This window comes from Streptomyces sp. NPDC056486 (assembly GCF_042795295.1).
Lineage (GTDB): Bacteria > Actinomycetota > Actinomycetes > Streptomycetales > Streptomycetaceae > Streptomyces.
Map to the genome: position 1 here is coordinate 1 of NZ_JBHTSF010000183.1, position 16,195 is coordinate 16,195.

At 67.2% G+C, this 16,195-nt stretch carries 19 protein-coding genes; 3 read left to right on the forward strand and 16 right to left on the reverse strand.

Features of this window, described 5'->3' with window-relative positions; genetic code table 11:
• Positions 1 to 85: 85 nt before the first annotated feature.
• From ACFQ7F_RS39765 to ACFQ7F_RS39780, 4 genes are all read right to left on the reverse strand, one after another.
• Positions 86 to 604 carry a SixA phosphatase family protein gene (locus tag ACFQ7F_RS39765; RefSeq protein WP_383282255.1) on the reverse strand — a complete coding sequence of 173 codons (519 nt, stop codon included), beginning with the start codon at positions 602 to 604 and terminating at the stop codon, positions 86 to 88.
• An 88-nt stretch (positions 605 to 692) separates the two neighbouring features.
• A complete protein-coding gene (locus tag ACFQ7F_RS39770; protein WP_383282258.1) occupies positions 693 to 917 on the reverse strand; it encodes a hypothetical protein in 225 nt (74 codons plus the stop codon).
• Between the two features lie 168 nt (positions 918 to 1,085).
• Positions 1,086 to 1,202: an SGM_5486 family transporter-associated protein gene (locus ACFQ7F_RS39775; protein ID WP_383282261.1), complete on the reverse strand. Its 117-nt coding sequence runs from the start codon at positions 1,200 to 1,202 to the stop codon at positions 1,086 to 1,088.
• A gap of 57 nt (positions 1,203 to 1,259) precedes the next feature.
• Positions 1,260 to 2,579, reverse strand: coding sequence for a CynX/NimT family MFS transporter (locus ACFQ7F_RS39780; RefSeq protein ID WP_383282263.1), 1,320 nt, complete (start codon positions 2,577 to 2,579; stop codon positions 1,260 to 1,262).
• A gap of 120 nt (positions 2,580 to 2,699) precedes the next feature.
• Between ACFQ7F_RS39780 and ACFQ7F_RS39785 the strand changes: the two genes are divergently transcribed.
• A complete protein-coding gene (locus tag ACFQ7F_RS39785; protein ID WP_383282266.1) occupies positions 2,700 to 3,392 on the forward strand; it encodes a FadR/GntR family transcriptional regulator in 693 nt (230 codons plus the stop codon).
• A 3-nt stretch (positions 3,393 to 3,395) separates the two neighbouring features.
• On the opposite strand, the gene ACFQ7F_RS39790 is transcribed toward ACFQ7F_RS39785, so the two are convergent.
• From ACFQ7F_RS39790 to fabG, 3 genes are all read right to left on the reverse strand, one after another.
• Entirely contained in the window at positions 3,396 to 3,731 is a 336-nt protein-coding gene (locus tag ACFQ7F_RS39790) for a hypothetical protein (protein ID WP_383282269.1), read from the reverse strand.
• A 136-nt stretch (positions 3,732 to 3,867) separates the two neighbouring features.
• On the reverse strand, positions 3,868 to 4,629 hold the full coding sequence (fabI, locus tag ACFQ7F_RS39795) for an enoyl-ACP reductase FabI (protein WP_383282272.1): 762 nt from the start codon (positions 4,627 to 4,629) through the stop codon (positions 3,868 to 3,870).
• A gap of 5 nt (positions 4,630 to 4,634) precedes the next feature.
• Entirely contained in the window at positions 4,635 to 5,354 is a 720-nt protein-coding gene (gene fabG, locus ACFQ7F_RS39800) for a 3-oxoacyl-[acyl-carrier-protein] reductase (RefSeq protein WP_383282275.1), read from the reverse strand.
• A 185-nt stretch (positions 5,355 to 5,539) separates the two neighbouring features.
• Here fabG and ACFQ7F_RS39805 point away from each other — a divergent pair, with 185 nt between their 5' ends.
• A complete protein-coding gene (locus ACFQ7F_RS39805; protein WP_383282278.1) occupies positions 5,540 to 7,066 on the forward strand; it encodes a TldD/PmbA family protein in 1,527 nt (508 codons plus the stop codon).
• Between the two features lie 61 nt (positions 7,067 to 7,127).
• Here the strand turns inward: ACFQ7F_RS39805 and ACFQ7F_RS39810 are convergent, their stop codons facing one another.
• The 7 genes from ACFQ7F_RS39810 to ACFQ7F_RS39840 all read right to left on the reverse strand — a co-directional run bounded on the left by ACFQ7F_RS39810 (position 7,128) and on the right by ACFQ7F_RS39840 (position 12,566).
• Complete coding sequence (locus ACFQ7F_RS39810) at positions 7,128 to 8,378, reverse strand: tyrosine-type recombinase/integrase (RefSeq protein WP_383282280.1); 1,251 nt, start codon at positions 8,376 to 8,378, stop codon at positions 7,128 to 7,130.
• 47 nt (positions 8,379 to 8,425) lie between these two features.
• Positions 8,426 to 8,635, reverse strand: coding sequence for a helix-turn-helix domain-containing protein (locus tag ACFQ7F_RS39815; RefSeq protein ID WP_383282282.1), 210 nt, complete (start codon positions 8,633 to 8,635; stop codon positions 8,426 to 8,428).
• The gene (locus tag ACFQ7F_RS39820) at positions 8,608 to 10,044 is read right to left on the reverse strand and encodes a replication initiator (protein ID WP_383282285.1); all 1,437 of its coding nucleotides are present in this window, start codon (positions 10,042 to 10,044) and stop codon (positions 8,608 to 8,610) included. Before ACFQ7F_RS39820 ends, ACFQ7F_RS39815 begins: the two co-directional genes overlap by 28 nt.
• Before the next feature lie 182 nt (positions 10,045 to 10,226).
• Positions 10,227 to 10,418, reverse strand: a complete 192-nt coding sequence (locus ACFQ7F_RS39825) for a hypothetical protein (protein WP_383282288.1) — start codon at positions 10,416 to 10,418, stop codon at positions 10,227 to 10,229.
• The gene (locus ACFQ7F_RS39830) at positions 10,415 to 11,746 is read right to left on the reverse strand and encodes an FtsK/SpoIIIE domain-containing protein (RefSeq protein WP_383282291.1); all 1,332 of its coding nucleotides are present in this window, start codon (positions 11,744 to 11,746) and stop codon (positions 10,415 to 10,417) included. Before ACFQ7F_RS39830 ends, ACFQ7F_RS39825 begins: the two co-directional genes overlap by 4 nt.
• On the reverse strand, positions 11,746 to 12,186 hold the full coding sequence (locus ACFQ7F_RS39835; RefSeq protein WP_383282293.1) for a hypothetical protein: 441 nt from the start codon (positions 12,184 to 12,186) through the stop codon (positions 11,746 to 11,748). Before ACFQ7F_RS39835 ends, ACFQ7F_RS39830 begins: the two co-directional genes overlap by 1 nt.
• On the reverse strand, positions 12,186 to 12,566 hold the full coding sequence (locus tag ACFQ7F_RS39840; RefSeq protein ID WP_383282296.1) for a hypothetical protein: 381 nt from the start codon (positions 12,564 to 12,566) through the stop codon (positions 12,186 to 12,188). Before ACFQ7F_RS39840 ends, ACFQ7F_RS39835 begins: the two co-directional genes overlap by 1 nt.
• A 205-nt stretch (positions 12,567 to 12,771) precedes the next feature.
• Between ACFQ7F_RS39840 and ACFQ7F_RS39845 the strand changes: the two genes are divergently transcribed.
• Positions 12,772 to 13,575, forward strand: coding sequence for a GntR family transcriptional regulator (locus ACFQ7F_RS39845; protein WP_383282299.1), 804 nt, complete (start codon positions 12,772 to 12,774; stop codon positions 13,573 to 13,575).
• 1,719 nt (positions 13,576 to 15,294) lie between these two features.
• Here the strand turns inward: ACFQ7F_RS39845 and ACFQ7F_RS39850 are convergent.
• Positions 15,295 to 15,510 carry an SH3 domain-containing protein gene (locus ACFQ7F_RS39850; protein ID WP_383282302.1) on the reverse strand — a complete coding sequence of 72 codons (216 nt, stop codon included), beginning with the start codon at positions 15,508 to 15,510 and terminating at the stop codon, positions 15,295 to 15,297.
• 446 nt (positions 15,511 to 15,956) lie between these two features.
• Positions 15,957 to 16,195, reverse strand: a 239-nt coding sequence (locus ACFQ7F_RS39855; RefSeq protein WP_383282305.1) for a hypothetical protein, incomplete at its 5' end; no start/stop codon positions are given.

Here is a 16,195-nt window from a genome sequence, read left to right on the forward strand (position 1 = left end):
CCCCGGTACCGCTGCGGTACCGGGGCCCATCGGCGTACGTGCGTCAAGGACCTGCTTGCGTCAAGTGCGTACGTGCGTCAAAGACCTACTCGGAAGGTGCCCAGTAGTCGACGAGTGTGCCGACCCCCGGCTCCAGTGCCTTCCACGAGCCGGGGTACGTCAGGACGGCGAAGGCCGAGGTGGGGAAGCCGCGGCGGTCCATCCGCGTACGGGCATCGCCCTCGGCATCGCCGGCGAGGATGTCGGCGAGCCCCTGCACTCCGGGGTTGTGGCCGATCAGCACGACGTTCTGCACGTCGTCCGGGGTTTCGTTGAGCACGGCGATCAGCTCGCCAGGAGAGGCTTCGTACAGCCGCTCCTCGTAGACGGTCTTGGGCCGGTCCGGCAGCTCATGGACGGCGAGCTTCCATGTCTCGCGGGTCCTGGCGGCGGTCGAGCAGAGGGCCAGGTCGAAAGGGATGCCGCTGTCGGCCAGCTTGCGCCCGGCGACCGGGGCATCCTTGCGTCCGCGCTCCGCGAGCGGCCGCTCGTGGTCGGACACCTGGGGCCAGTCGGCCTTCGCATGCCGGAAAAGGACAATCCTGCGGGGTTCTGCGACGCTCATGCGTCCCAGCTTCGCATGAAACCCGCCAGCGGGCGCAGGGAGTTGGACTGCTCCCCCGGCACGGGTGACGGCGTCAGCCCGGGGCAGGTCACGGGGCTGTACGGAAGACCGTCTCCTGGATGCGCTCGAGCACGTGTGTAACCACCGGTTCGCTGCCCGTCGCATGTGCGTCGGCGGGGTTCAGCATCAGCAGGAGCAGGGCTGCGAAGGCGATGGCGGGGAGGGCGATCGCCCACCACGGAAGCTGGATCTCGATGCTCGCGGAGTCCGTGGTGGCTCCCGGGTCACGCCGAGTGTGCGAACGGGCCGACATGCCGCCTCCGTGGTCTTCAGATCCTCCGTACCGCGTCTTCGCGGCCACATCTCGAAGGTACGGATCCGGCGACCCTCAGCACATCCGGTGATCCACCCACTTGACCCTGACACTGACCCCCTAGGGGATGGTGGTGGTAGCCCCACCATCCGCCCCGCGGGGGTCAGTTCACGGCGAGGCGATGGAGGCGATGATCCCGATGATCACGGTGATGGCCAGCATCCCGCCGAGCACGAGGAGCAGCTTCTTCTGGCCGTTCTGGGGGTTCGGATCGAGCACTGGCATGGGGAGAGTCTCGCACCCTTTGTCCGGGGCGGCTCCGCCGGGGTCGGACAACCGGGGTCAGGATGCCGAGGCCGCCGCGACCTCGTCCTCGACCGTGCGGTTGCGGCCCGCCAGGATGCCCACCACGATCTGCGGCACCATCAGGCCCGCCATGAGCGCGATCGGCAGCCCCCAGCCACCGCTGTGCTGATAGAGCACGCCCACCAGGAGCGGCCCCGGAATCGAGATCAGGTAGCCCGTGCTCTGCGCGAAGGCGGAGAGCTTGGCGACGCCCACGCTGCTCTTGGCCCGCATGCCGACCATGGTGAGTGCCAGCGGGAAGGCGCAGTTGGAGACGCCGAGCAGCAGGGCCCACACCCAGGCACCGCCGGCGGGGGCGAAGTAGAGGCCCGCATACCCGGCGAGACCGCAGGCGCCGAGCACGACCACCACAGGGCCCTGGTTCGGCAGCCGGGTGGCGACCCGGGGGATGACGAAGGCCAGCGGCACGCCCATCGCCATGATGACGGCGAGGAGCACACCGGCCTCCCCCGCCGGGACCCCCGCGTCACGGAAGATCTGCGGCATCCAGCCCATCGTGATGTACGCGGCGGTGGCCTGGAGCCCGAAGAAGCAGGCCAGCGCCCATGCCGTACGGCTGCGTGTGATGCGCAGGTCCGCGTCCTCCTGGCGCACCGTGGAGCTGACGTGCTCCGGGGCGGCCGACGCGGCACTCCGGTCCCGTACGAGGGGCACCCACGGCACCACGGCGACGACGGCGAGCGCCGCCCACACCGCGAGCCCGGACTGCCAACTGCCGCCCATCGCGTCGGTCATGGGCACCGTGATGGCCGCCGCCATCGAGGTGCCGAGCGCGAGCGCCATCGAGTAGAGCCCGGTCATCGAGCCGACCCGATCCGGGAACCAGCGCTTGACGATCACCGGCATCAGGACGTTGCTGACCGCGATGCCCATGAGGGCGAGCGCGCTCGCGGCCAGGAAGCCGACGGTACCGCCCAGGAAGGGGCGGATCGCCAGGCCCGTGGCGATCGCGACCATGCCCGCGCAGACCACCGCGCTGGGGCCGAACCGGCGGGCGAGCCGCGGCGCCATGACTCCGAAGATCGCGAAGCAGAGCGGCGGGACGGAGGTGAGAAGACCGGCGAGCGTGCCGCTCATGCCGAGTCCGTCACGTACCTCTTCGAGGAGGGAGCCGAGGCTGGTGATGGCCGGACGGAGGTTGAGGGCGGCGAGGACGATGCCGACGATGACAAGACGCGTCGCCCACGCGCGCGTGGCGGGCTGTTTCTCCGCTGCCCCGCCCGCCGCGTCGGTACGTATCGGTGTCTTCGTCGGTGTGGGTGTCGGTGTCATCGTCCTGGTTTCCTCACTAGCCATGGGGCCATCATAGAATCATGGGATGATTGGCTGTCCAATCTGTTCCTCTCCGTCCGTCACTTCTCCGCCTCCGCTTCCGTCACGTCTCCGCTTCCGTCACATCGCGCACGAAGGATCGTCATGCCGCTGACCACCCCTCACCGCTCTGCGCTCTCCGAGCAGGTCATCGCCGAGCTGCGTAACCAGATCTCGTCGGGAGAGTGGCCGGTCGGCTCGCGCATCCCCACCGAGCCCGAGCTGGTCGAGCAGCTGGGCGTGGCACGCAACACCGTCCGGGAGGCGGTCCGCGCCCTCGCGCACAACGGCCTGCTCGACATCCGCCAGGGCTCCGGCACCTACGTGGTCGCGACGAGTGAACTGGCCGGTGTGATGCAGCGCAGGTTCGCCGACGCGGAGCCGCGGCACATCGCCGAGCTGCGCAGCACGCTGGAGTCGAGCGCGGCGAAGCTGGCCGCGCAGCGGCGCACGGAGCGCGACCTCAAACAGCTGGACGCCCTGCTCGAGCGCCGAGAGGAGGCCTGGGCGTCGGGCGACGCCGAGGCCTTCGTGACGGCCGACGCGACCTTCCACCTGGCCGTCGTGGCCGCATCCCACAACGACGTGATGACGGCGATGTACGCGGACCTCGGCGAGGTCATGCGGGACTGGCTGCGCGAGGACGTCGGCGAGAAGCTGACCCCCGAGAGCCACATGGACCACGCCCGGCTCGTCGACGCGATCCGGGAGAACGACGAGGAGGCGGCGGCCAAGGAGGCTGCGGGCTACCCCTTCATGTGCCGCCCGGAGCTGTTCGACGACTCCGCGCGGCCGTGACCGTCACTTCTCGTGGCTGACCCAGACGGACCGGATCTCTTTCCAGCACCGCCCGGTGAGCCGCACCGTCGAGGCGGGCCCCGCCTCGACCTGCACGCCGTCGCTGTCGATGTCCCACCACTGCTCGCACTCCACGTGCAGCCGGACCCGGTCGGTCTCGGGGTACGGATTGTGGCAGGACGCGACCGCGTCCGAGCCCGCGACGCTGGTGCGGCAGTCCGAGCCGAACGGCCGGGGTTCGACCCCCTCCACGCGCACGCGTGGAGGCTTCGCCTCTGTGACGGCATGCGACGGGGCGCCGTACGGCAGGGCGATCAGCAGGGTGAGAGCGGCGAGCACCGCAGGAGGTGACGGGCGCACACCTCAGGGTGCGCGGTTCTGTCCCGACCCCGCCTGGCCGGTGGGCCGAACGGGTGACGCCCCGCCTCCCGCGCAGCGCGGGGGACGGGGCGTCAGAAACGTACAGAATGCCTGCTCAGGCACCCATCATGTGCACGCCGCCGTCGACGTGGATGATCTCGCCGGTCGTCTTCGGGAAGAAGTCCGAGAGCAGCGCGACGACGCCGCGGCCCGCAGGCTCGGGGTCGGCCATGTCCCAGTTCAGCGGCGAACGGGTGTTCCAGACGTCCGCGAGCTCGCCGAAGCCCGGGATGGACTTGGCGGCCATGGAGCCGAGCGGACCCGCCGAGATGAGGTTGCAGCGGATGTCCTCCTTGCCCAGGTCGCGGGCGAGGTAGCGGCTCGTGGCCTCCAGGGCGGCCTTGGCCGGGCCCATCCAGTCGTACTTGGGCCAGGCGAACTGCGCGTCGAAGGTGAGGCCGACGACCGAGGCGCCGTCCTCGAACAGCGGGCGGCAGGCCATGGTGAGCGACTTCAGGGAGAACGCCGAGACGTGCATCGCCGTCGCGACGTCCTCGAAGGTCGCCTCAAGGAAGTTGAAGGCGCCCTGCGGGGCGAAACCGATGGAGTGCACGATGCCGTCGAGGCCGCCGAGCTCGTCCTTCACCATGCCCGCGAGGCGGTCCAGGTGCTCCTGGTTGGTGACGTCGAGCTCGATGACCTTGGCAGGCTTGGGGAGCTTCCTGGCGATGCGCTCGGTGAGCGTGGGCCGCGGGAAAGCGGTCAGGATGACCTCGGCGCCCTGCTCCTGAGCGACCTTGGCCGCGTGGAAGGCGATGGAGGCCTCCGTCAGCACACCGGTGACGAGGATCTTCTTGCCTTCGAGAATTCCGCTCATGGTGATCAGTGACCCATGCCCAATCCGCCGTCAACCGGGATGACGGCTCCAGTGATGTACGACGCGTCGTCCGAGGCGAGGAACCTGACCGCGGCAGCGATCTCCTCGGGCTTCGCGTAACGGCCGAGCGGCACCTGCTTCACGATGTTCGACCGCTGCTCGTCCGTGAGCACCCTGGTCATGTCGGTGTCGACAAAACCGGGCGCGACGACGTTGAACGTGAGGTTGCGCGACCCGAGCTCACGGGCGAGCGAGCGCGCGAAGCCGACCAGGCCGGCCTTGGAGGCGGCGTAGTTCGCCTGCCCCGGGCCACCCATCAGGCCGACGACCGAGGAGATCAGCACGACGCGGCCCTTCTTGGCGCGCAGCATGCCGCGGTTGGCGCGCTTCACGACACGGAAGGTGCCGGTGAGGTTGGTGTCGAGGACGGACGTGAAGTCCTCCTCGGACATCCGCATGAGGAGCTGGTCCTTGGTGATCCCGGCGTTCGCCACCAGGACCTCCACCGGACCGTGCTTCTCCTCGATCTCCTTGTACGCCTGCTCCACCTGCTCGGTGTCAGTGATGTCGCACCTGACAGCGAGGACTCCGAGCTCCGTGAGGGCCTGAGGCGGTTCACCCGAGCGGTAGGTGATCGCGACCTTGTCGCCGGCGTCGACGAAGACGCGGGCGATGGCGAGGCCGATGCCCCGGTTTCCTCCGGTGACGAGAACCGAGCGGCTCAACGGATCACCCTTTCGATAGCGGTCTGGTACCTCGAAAACCTATCGGTACGGTGCTCCATACGGAGAATCGTCCACCGACAGTGGCGTACCGGACTCACTGTCGGGTCCCTACAGAAAACTCTGGCCGCCGGGCCCCCGCGCGCGACATGATCTGACCGACCGGTGCCGACAGCAGGGAGACATCCGTGCCTCATTCCATCGATGAAGCCTTCACGGCGCTGCCCCTGCGGGCGCTCGCCGACGCCGCGCTCGCCCGCGCGCGTGCCCTGGGCGCGGACCACGCGGACTTCCGCTTCGAGCGGGTGCGCAGCGCGTCCTGGCGGCTGCGGGACGCCAAGCCGTCCGGGACGTCGGACACCACGGACCTGGGCTACGCGGTCCGTGTCGTGCATGGCGGTACCTGGGGGTTCGCCTCGGGCGTCGATCTGACGATGGACGCGGCGGCGAAGATCGCGTCCCAGGCCGTGGCGATGGCGAAGCTCTCGGCGAAGGTCATCAAGTCGGCGGGGTCGGACGAGCGGGTCGAGCTCGCCGACGAGCCGGTGCACTCGGAGAAGACCTGGGTCTCGTCGTACGAGATCGACCCCTTCTCCGTGCCGGACGAGGAGAAGAGCGGGCTGCTCGCCGAGTGGAGCTCCCGCCTCCTGACCGCCGACGGTGTCTCGCACGTCGACGCCTCACTGCTCACCGTGCACGAGAACAAGTTCTACGCGGACACGGCGGGGACGGTGACCACGCAGCAGCGGGTCAGGCTGCACCCGCAGCTCACCGCGGTCGCGGTCGACGGGACGAGCGGCGAGTTCGAGTCGATGCGGACCATCGCGCCGCCTGCCGGGCGCGGCTGGGAGTACCTCACCGGCACCGGCTGGGACTGGGACGCCGAGCTGGACCGCATCCCCGAGCACCTCGCCGAGAAGATGCGGGCGCCGAGCGTGCAGGCGGGCTCGTACGACCTGGTCGTCGACCCCTCGAACCTCTGGCTGACCATCCACGAGTCCATCGGCCACGCCACCGAGCTCGACCGCGCCCTCGGCTACGAAGCGGCGTACGCGGGGACGTCGTTCGCCACCTTCGACCAGATCGGCAAGCTCGCGTACGGCTCGTCGATCATGAATGTGACGGGCGACAGGACGGCCGAGCACGGACTCGCGACCATCGGGTACGACGACGAAGGCGTGGCCGCTCAGTCCTGGGACCTGGTGAAGGACGGCACCCTGGTCGGCTACCAGCTGGACCGTCGCATCGCGAAACTCACCGGCTTCGAGCGCTCCAACGGCTGCGCGTACGCGGACTCCCCCGGCCATGTGCCGGTGCAGCGCATGGCGAACGTGTCGCTGCAGCCGGACCCCGGCGGTCTCTCGACGGAGGACCTGATCGGGGGCGTCGACCGCGGCATCTATGTGGTGGGCGACCGGTCCTGGTCGATCGACATGCAGAGGTACAACTTCCAATTTACCGAGCAGAGGGCATACGCGATCCGGAACGGTCGTCTTGATGGGCAGCTTCGGGACGTTGCCTATCAGGGAACCACTCCTGATTTCTGGGGCTCCATGGAGAAGGTGGGCGGCCCCCAGACCTACGTCCTAGGTGGCGCCTTCAACTGCGGAAAGGCCCAACCAGGCCAGGTCGCGGCGGTCTCGCACGGGTGCCCTTCTGCACTGTTTCGGAATGTGAATATCCTGAACACTTCGGTCGAGTCTGGGCGCCCTTGACCGAGCGGTCGGATCAGGCCCGAAATCTGCACCCGGTCGACACCTGATCACAGCGACTCGACTAGATGACGTCGTCCCAGTCCTCGAAGCCCCCCTCTGAGGGGGTTAGTTGGGGCGGGATGATGAGCCCTTTGAAGGGGGACAGGTTCAGCCCCAGTCGCCTATTCATGGCCCGGGCGCCTCGATCCATCGCCCTGCGAACGAGGTGCCCGTACACCAGCTCGGTGGTTCTGGTGCTGCGGTGCCCCACCCACGCCGCGATCTCGAACAGCGGGATGCCAGCATGGATTGCTTCCGAGACGAAGAAGTGCCGGAAGCTCTTCGGCGTGTACTGCGGAGTGCCTGCCGCCTTGCCTGCCGCCTTGAACTGGGTCAGGAACCAGTCGTAGGACGGGTGGCGATCACTGCGACGCGGTGACTCAAAGAACCAGTCTCGATCCCCCCACGTTCCAAACGCGTCGACATGATCGTTAAAGACCTGCACGATGGATTCGGGCACGGGGGTCTTTCGCGTTTCGTCGAAGGTCCGGTGCTTGGTGCCTCGCTTGACTCCTCGCCGGTAGCCGGAGATCTCCTGGCATCCGAATGCCGACACCTGATGGTCAACGGCGAGAACCCCCGCCTCCCAGTCCATCGACTCATCGGCGATTGCCAGGCTCTCGCCAGCCCTGGTTCCCGTTCCTGCCATGGCCCAGAATCCTGCCCTGATCAGCTTCGGAGCCTCCGCGACGATACCCATCACCTCAGACATGGATGGGATGTCATCGTCCGCTACAGGGACGGCCATCGTGCTCCCTCGCTTCCTTCGAGGGTTCGCTTTCTTGCACGGGTTCCGGCCGATGATCTCGGCATCCACCGCATAGTTGAAGACAGACGAGAGGATGTTGCCCCGAACGGAAATCCCGTTCGGCACGTAGCCCCTCTCTTTCTGGTCCGCCTCCCATGCGTTGATCATTTCGGGATTGATGCTGGCGACGGCCCGGCTACCGAAGAACCGGTGGTAGTGGTTCTTGTACACGCTCGCGTAGTTGGCCTTCGAGGACTCTTCCAAAGTCCCAGCACTGACCCACTCTTCCCAGACACTCGCGAACGTCCGCTGACCAGCCTTGGGATTGATGTACGTCCCCAAGTCTTTGTCGCGCTCGACCTTCACCGCGAAAGCTTCAGCGTCTTCTAACTTCTTGAAGCTGACCTGACGGGGCTTGCCGGATCTGCCACCCGGCTCCCGGTAGGTCACTCGGTACGGCTTGTGTGGGCACGTCGGTTTCTTGCGCCGTGGGCAAGTGCAGTCTTCCTTCTTGATGGTCGCCACGCTTATTTACCCTCCGCATGTTGATGGGTTAGTGACGCCTCGCGAACCTAGCCACCCTGCATTCGAGCGTCAACCCAGTGGTGTAGATCGCGAGTTCGGAACCGGACGTGCTTGCCGACCTTCAGGTACGGGATGCCCCAACGTCGGTACGAGTCCATGAGGACTCGTTTGGTCACCCCCAGCTCGGAGGCCACCTCTTCCGGGGTCATGAGCAGGTTGCTACCGCCCCTCACGGCCGCACCTCCCCGTCTTCCCATGCCTCTGCATCTAGCCGCCTGGACTGTGCGACGTCTTCAGCGATGCCCGCCGCTACCTCAGCCTCAGCGAGGGTGTGACCGGACCCGACGTAGCGCCACGCCGAGTCCGTGACTGCACCCTCCGGCACGGCATCCCCGCCGCCCTGGTGTTCTGCCCGTACGGTGCGCAGCGCGCCGTAAGTGGTGGAGTAGCAGCGGGACTTGGTGAGGACGTGTCCCCTATAGCCGAGCGTGTGCGTCCAGGAACGCATGTTGAGGCTCTCCAGTTCGGGCAGGCCGCCCAGGCGCCAGCAGACGCCCATGAGGGCGCGTATGTGCGCGTTGACCGGGGCGAGCCGGATGCTTTCGGCATCGGTTATGCGGTAGTCGATGCCGCCCGAGTCTCCGACTGACTTGGAGACGTACTTGGCGACGTAGGCCGCAACAGCGCTATCCGTCACCGCAGATTCTGTGAACGCGCCGCTTCGGATCGGATGGACGTCCAGTTGCCGACCCCAGCGAATGACCCGCTCCCCCGTGGCTGGCGAGTAGGGAGTGCGGACTTCCACGGAATCCGCCGCCGACCGCACCGCTTGTTCCAGGAGTTGAGCCGTCGCCCAGGCCGGAGGTGGGAAGTCGGGCCCATCTGGTCCGTCCAGGCGGATAACCGCATGGAAGTGGACGGCCCCACGTTTCTGGTATTCGGCGACCTTCGCGAACGAAAGCGTCAGGTGCTTTGTAAAGGCTGTCTGCGTGATGCCCGCAGCAGTAGCTAAATGTCGCCGGATCATGTGGCAAAAGCGGTTCCATAGGGTGCCGGCGGAGGCGTGCCAGAGCACGTGTCCGACGTAGTCATAGCAGTCCCGGCACAGCGGCTGTCCCAGCGCTGAATCGGTGTCTGCATGCTGCTGTCCGCAGCCCATCGGCCGTCCGTGCGCGCAGGTGCTGCCATCGCGCCGAGCACGGCAATACGCACCTGAGCTACCGCCCACACGGTGCACCGGCCCGAACGAGGGCGCGGTCAGGGTGACGAAGAGCCGGGGATGGAACTGGACCCGCTTGGGGGTGCCCTTCCCGCCGAGCAGACCGGAGCGGACCAGGTGGAACGTGTCGCCCGCATGCAGGTAAGAGCACGGCTGGCAGCGGGTCTCACGGCGGTTGCGGCAGCGCACCGGCATCCGGCCGCCCGGCTCACCGGTCGTGTCGTAATGGCGCAGCACGGCGCCGGTATTGGCATCGAGGACCGTTGTGTGGCCGGAAAGGTAGATGGGGTGTGCGCAGCCGCCGATGGATTCGATCTGGTCGAGCCAGCGGGCGAATCCCGGCTCTTGTACGAGCCGGATGAAGTCTTGCTCTGTGGACGAAAGAAGGCGCTGACGCTCAGCCTCTTTCAGGGCCGAGCGTCGCGCCTTAGAGGTTACCGGATACACAGGGAGGCCCCCTTTCACGCGGGACGGGGTTGGCGGTCATGGCGACTCCTGAATTCGGCTCTACTTGTCTCGTCTTATCGAATCTCAACTGTGGCTATTCTTGGCTCTAGAAATATGCGTGATGTGTGAGTGATGAAGTTCGGTTGCGCCTATCGTTCGCGGCTATCTGCCAGAGATTTCGGTCAGCTGAAGAATGCGTCTCCGATGAACCGGATAGTCCACCAGACGGGATATCCCATGGGAGTCGTTGCCAGCAGGAATCCCGCCATGCAGATGAGGAAGACCTGATACCAGCGGACTTCGCGGGACCTGGCGATCATGATCGCGAACAGGAACAGGAATGCGTCGATGACATAAATGGTCGACTGGCTCATGCCTCTTCCTCTCCTTTCTGGAGTGCATCGGGCCGCGACAGGAACGGATGGACCGGACCTCTCATGCGGGCGACCTCGTCCACCTCTTGTGGGGCGATCTGATGAGACCGGGCGCGCGTCCAGCGGCCCCCGGTGGCGACCACGGCGACGCCCTGTTCCTCTTCGGAGATCGTCTGCGCGACGATCACGGCATCGGCGTTGAGGTCACCCAACGTCATCTCGGCCGAGGCTTCATCGTGCGCGCGGTGCGCGATCCGGCCGCCCAGTTGGGCCCGCAGCGAGGTGACCCGAGGCCCCAGATCGGAGCCGACCCGTTGCCCGGCAAGCACCAGGTGCACGCCGAGCGCGGCCCCCAGTTGGGCCAGACGCAACAGCAGCGTGCCGCACTGCTCGGACTCCTCGCGGCCCTTGCGGGAGCCGTCGTTCAGATACAGCTCGGCCAGCTCATCGACGATCACGACGACCGGCACCGGCCGGATCGCTACGGGCAGCGGCCAGATGGAGCGCACGCCCTCCGTCCGGCACAGCCGCATCCGGTCCTGGATCTCCGCGACCATCCGTTCCAACAGGACGATCGCCTGCGCCCGGTCGATGGCCAGCGCCTCGAAGCGCCCGCCGAAGGGCCCCAGTTCCATACCGCCCTTGCAGTCGATGCCGACCAGGGCGACCCGTTGCGGGGAGAGCCCTTTGATCAACGCCGCCAGGAACGAGGACTTACCGCTCTGCGTCGCCCCGGTCACCAGCCAGTGCGGCACCCGCCGCAGGTCGATCAGCCAGGCCTCGCCGTCCTCCACGCGGCCCACTTCCGCCGACAGCAGCGCCGCAGCGACCCCGCGCCGGGAAGGGCGATCCCCGGTCAGCGGGTCCAGCGCGGTCACGCGCACCAGGACCTGACCGCGACGGGGCGAGGTGACCCGCACCCCGTGCACCTGCCAGGCGTGTTCCATGGCCCGTGCCGCCGCCAGGTAGGGCCCAGGGGTCTGCCCGGGGTGCATCGCCACACGGACCAGCAGCCCGTTGCGTGTCGGCGAAGGCCAGCCCAGCCGGGGAGGCTTGGGCCGCAGCGCCTGCCCCTGCACCACGGTGTCGCGCCCGATGATCCGCTGGTTCGAGCGGTTGCTCACGGACATGTTGTTGAGCAGGCACAGCCGCCGCCACGTCCACCAGATGCGCAGCACGACGCGGGGATAGCCGGTCAGCCACCAGCGCAGCGGCCAGCCGTTGACGTCAACGCCATGGGCCAGCAGCCGAGGTTCCCACCACCGTTGGGTGAGCGCACCGATGACGATCAGGGAGCTAAGAATCCAGACGATCAGAGAGCCCGGCATCAGCGCCTGCCCTCCATCCAGGCCAGCAGCCAGCGGGCCCGCATCATGGCCGCCTCAGCGTGCACGGCCGCCATACCAAGGAGGTACTTGCTCACCGCTGTGTCGTCGGCGACGCCGAGCAGCGTCTCAGCACCGGCCAGCACCTTGAGATCGCGCATCAGGTACCCGAGCACCGTCTGATCGCTTTCGGGTCCCGTGTGGTCGGATGCCTCGCCGTCGTCGCAGGGTCCGGCCAGCTCGCGCATCTCGCGGGCCATCCGCTCCGCTTCTTCGGCGATCACCCCGGCACACGGGCGCTTGCAGGCGAAGACCTTGGCCTCTTCCGCATCGGGTGCCCTACCCACCGCCACGTGATCCACGGGCGAGCGAAGGAAGTCTGCGCCGCACACCACGCAGGCCGCACCGTCCGCCTGCGCCGCCGAGAGTCGCCAGAAATCCATCACGAGGACTCGCCCCCCGACGGCTTCCCCCGCGCTCCCGACGACGGCCCAGGACCGCCACCAGGAGCAGCCGCACCGGTCACTGCCGTGATCGCATCCGCCCGGTAGGACGTGCCGCTCCGGCCGTCCACCGACCACGCGTTCGCGACCAGGTTGGTGATCTTGACTTCCGCACCGGCCGTGATGCCCTGCGGCTGGATGCCGGAGACCACCACATCGATGGCCTCCACCCTGCGCCCCTGCGCGGGCACCACCGAAACACTGGTGACCCACTGGAGGTTGCCCTCCCGGTCCTTGCGTTGCTCGCCCTCCGGATTCAGGCGCGGCTCCGGTGGGATCGAGCACCGCATCGGCCCCAGTCGCGCCGTATCTATTGGCATGGTCTGCATGATCTGCCCTCTCCACTCGACACATTCGGTCATCCACTCATTCGAATGAGTGGATGATTCATGGTGAGTGGGTGCCAGTCATGCGTCAACCACTTATGCTCATGAGCGGAGAAGTTGCCCACTAGCACGCGGCACTGACAGCGAGCCCAGCCCGAACCGTCCGGCCGTCCACCTGACCTACAGGGAGCGAGCTCTCATGACAGCCCGAAAGCACGTCCAGCGACCGGAACCGATGTACATGGCCGTCGCGCGCGACCTGGCCAACGAGATCAAAGAAGGCCGCTACGAGCCGGGGCAGCTCCTGCCGTCCGAGAACGAGTTGGTGGAGATGTTCGGCGTCGGCAAGGCGACCGTCCGCCAAGCCGTCGCGGAACTGCGCGGCATGGGCCTGGTCTACTCCCGCCAGGGCAAGGGCGTGATCGTCCGCGAGCGGGACAGCGCCGCCCGGAGCCTGCGGGTTGATCGCTCCATCCAGCGTGCGGGCAAGGCTTGGCAGATGCCGGACATGGCCGAGGTGGAGCCGCCCGCCGTTTCCCGCATCACCCTGGACGGCATGCCCGCAGCCCTTCTTGACCAGCCGGATCAGGACGCCATCAGCGTGGACCGGCTCCTGCATGATCCCGACAGCGGAGCCAGGATGGCGCACCGGATGATCATCCCGATGGCCACCGCCGCCGACACCCCCTCACTCGCCGAGGCCCCCGCCGTCCCGGTCACCGACCTCTACCGCCAGCTCTCCGACGCCGGACACACCCTCGCTTTCACCGAGGAGGTAACCGCCCGCACTCCCTTCCCGGACGAGCGGAGCACCCTGCAACTCGTCCCCGACGCGAGCCCGCTCCTGATCACCTACCGCATCACCAGCGACGCCAACGACGGCCGTCTGCTGTTGTGCGAGGAGCTGCGGGCCCCCGCCGCGACGTGCCGTCTGTCGTTCCCCGTGACGCCCTCGAAGGCAGCCGCCAAGCGGGCCCCGCGCAGCCGCCCCGCATCGGAGTAACTTCGCTTTACTTGCTCAAGGGCGCGCCTACGGCGCGCCGGGCAGCACCGCCCGCACCGGCCGGGCGTGCGGCCTTCGGCCGGTCCCGTCCGGACGGCCGGACCGCCCGAACACCACACCGCACCCCGAGCAGCAACAAAGCCCCCGCAGATCCACTACGGGGGCCCTGTCGTCTGCCCAGGCCATCACCGGGAATCAGCGGCCACCGCCAGGCCTGCGCTGCCGCACCATCCCGGGCCAACTGTCGTCGCATGAAGGGCCGTTCCCACCGCGCCGACCGCGCCGGGGTGTTCTGCGCTCCTTGATCAAGTTCGGTGGGAGCGGTGGCCGGCCACGGGCCCAGGGGCCCTTTTGGCAGGCCCCCTCCCCTCAACCCAAAAGCATGGGCAGCGTGGCTGAGACCGGGATGTGGTGCAGCGAGCCAGGTCCGGCCAGACGTCGACCGCATGCCCAAGGGGGCTGGCATTCGGCGGCGCAGGCCAACCTCCCCGAACAAGCTTTGATTTCCCAGTAACCGCAAGTCCAGCGACCTAGGGATTACGGACGTAGAAGAAATGCGCATACCGAATCCGCTTTACTGACCTATCACCGGGCACCGCCCGTAGGCAGTACCGGCCGCGCCAAGCTCCCCTTGCGCGACCGGCCCCGCCTCACCGTTCGGCGCCCCGACGCGGGAGAGCACGGGCACCACGGGAGAGTGGATTCGGTGGCGTCATCGGTGACGAACCAACGCGGTTCGATGCCGCCGAATCCAATCGGAAAATTCCCCGAAGCTGCGACGAGAACACCATGCAGGGGTGAGAAAATCTTTACATCACTTTCCATTCTGAATGGATCACGTCTCAACAGCTACGGATACATCAACCCCGATTACAGTCCCGCGCATGCTCCCGCGCAGCGAACATGGCAGGCCCCGCACCGGTGATCCGGATCGAGCGTCGGCACCCCTCACAGCGGATGAGGTTCCCCCGCACCGTCACCCGCTTGTCCTTGCGGTTACGCCACTCCTGCGCCATGCCGCCGCCCCTCTGGTTCGTTGATCGGTTCCAGGCCTTCAACCGGCCCGACGTTCTTCCGCTAACTCACCAAGCACCCGCGCGATCACCCGGACACCTTCAGGTCTTATCCACACCACTGACTCACCGTGAGTGCCTGTGTGCGGGACCGCCCGCACCAGGTGACCCATGCCCAACGCCTCAGCAGCCTCGTTCACTTCGGTCGCAGCCTCATCCGCAGCACACCAGGCCGAGACGTAGTCCACGTCCGCCACCCACACCGCATCGTCCGGCCCGCCGTTGTAGTCGCCTCCCCGTTGGCTCACCATTGCGTGCCTCACTCCTCACTACGGCATATGCCGCCATTGCGATCGCAACGAACTACGTTGCTGACGGCCCAAGTTCGCGCCACTTAGGCCTGTGGACCCCCGGTAACGCTCAGTCTGCTACAGGCCGTGACGTTTGTGGATGCCAATCACACAAATATTCCTAGGGTTCATGCGGCTAATTGCCCCCCAGGCCGTATGCCACACGCTCACCACACGCCCCACCAGGCCGGACGAGCCCAACACCCGTTAGGTAGCCGAGAGTTGAACACCTAATGATCGAGGCCAGAGCCGCGCCGCCGTGAGGCCACATCGAGCCAGCCACGAGAACGGCCCCCTCCCCGCCAACGCAGAGAAGGGGCCGCATCCCTAGAGACTCACCCGCCAGCCATAGGCCGTCAGTACAGGTACGAACCCACCACCCAGCCGACGTATCCACCGGGCAGGCCACCCGACGAGCCGCCGCTCAGGCTCACCCGATACCAGGACTGCCCCCCTCTGTCCTGGCGGTGCCCGATCAGCTTCATCCGATCGCCCGTGTAGAGCTGGCCCAGGACCCCGTAGCCGGTCCCCGGACCCGTACGCATCCGCAGCCCGTTGACCGTGGCACGCACGTGCTCACCCCGCGTCAGGCGCCCATCCGCACCACCGTTGTCGGCAACCCTGTGCGGAGCCACGGCCGCACCGCTGGACCCGTGCGACCCCGGGAGGGGCATCGCAGACGCCGCCGTTGCCCCCACGGTTCCCAGCCCCAGCACCGCCGCGCCAGCGACGACCAGCACACTCAGACCCTTACGGATTCCCATCATCTGACTGCCTCTCAGTTCGCAACATGACGAGCAGCCGCCAGCAAGGTTCACCGGCTGACCACTCATCCGAATGAGTCACCAGAATGGGACAGCTATCGATGCAAGGTCAACCACTTATCCGAATGAGTTGCTAGGAGAGTCAGCACACTCCCCCTCTGGCCACAGCCCAGCAGGCTGGCTATGTAGGCCTAAGGCATGAAAAAACCCGTGCAGCTCCGGGGTCTGGGGAACTGCACGGGATACTTGCGTATTCAGTCCTCGCCGTCCGGCGAGCTCTCCCCGTCTAGGGCTCGCTTCTGTTCCTCCGTCGCGAGCTCCAGCACTTCCGCCGTCGCTCCCCACTGCTGCCCAGGCCGCTTGAGGATGACCTCCTCACCAAGGACCAAGCTCACTCGCCCGACAAGCTTCGCGTCCGTATCGCGCACGACCAGGCCGACAGTCACCTCGTCACTCTGCATGAGCGTCTCTCCTGTATCAGTGGATGGAAGGC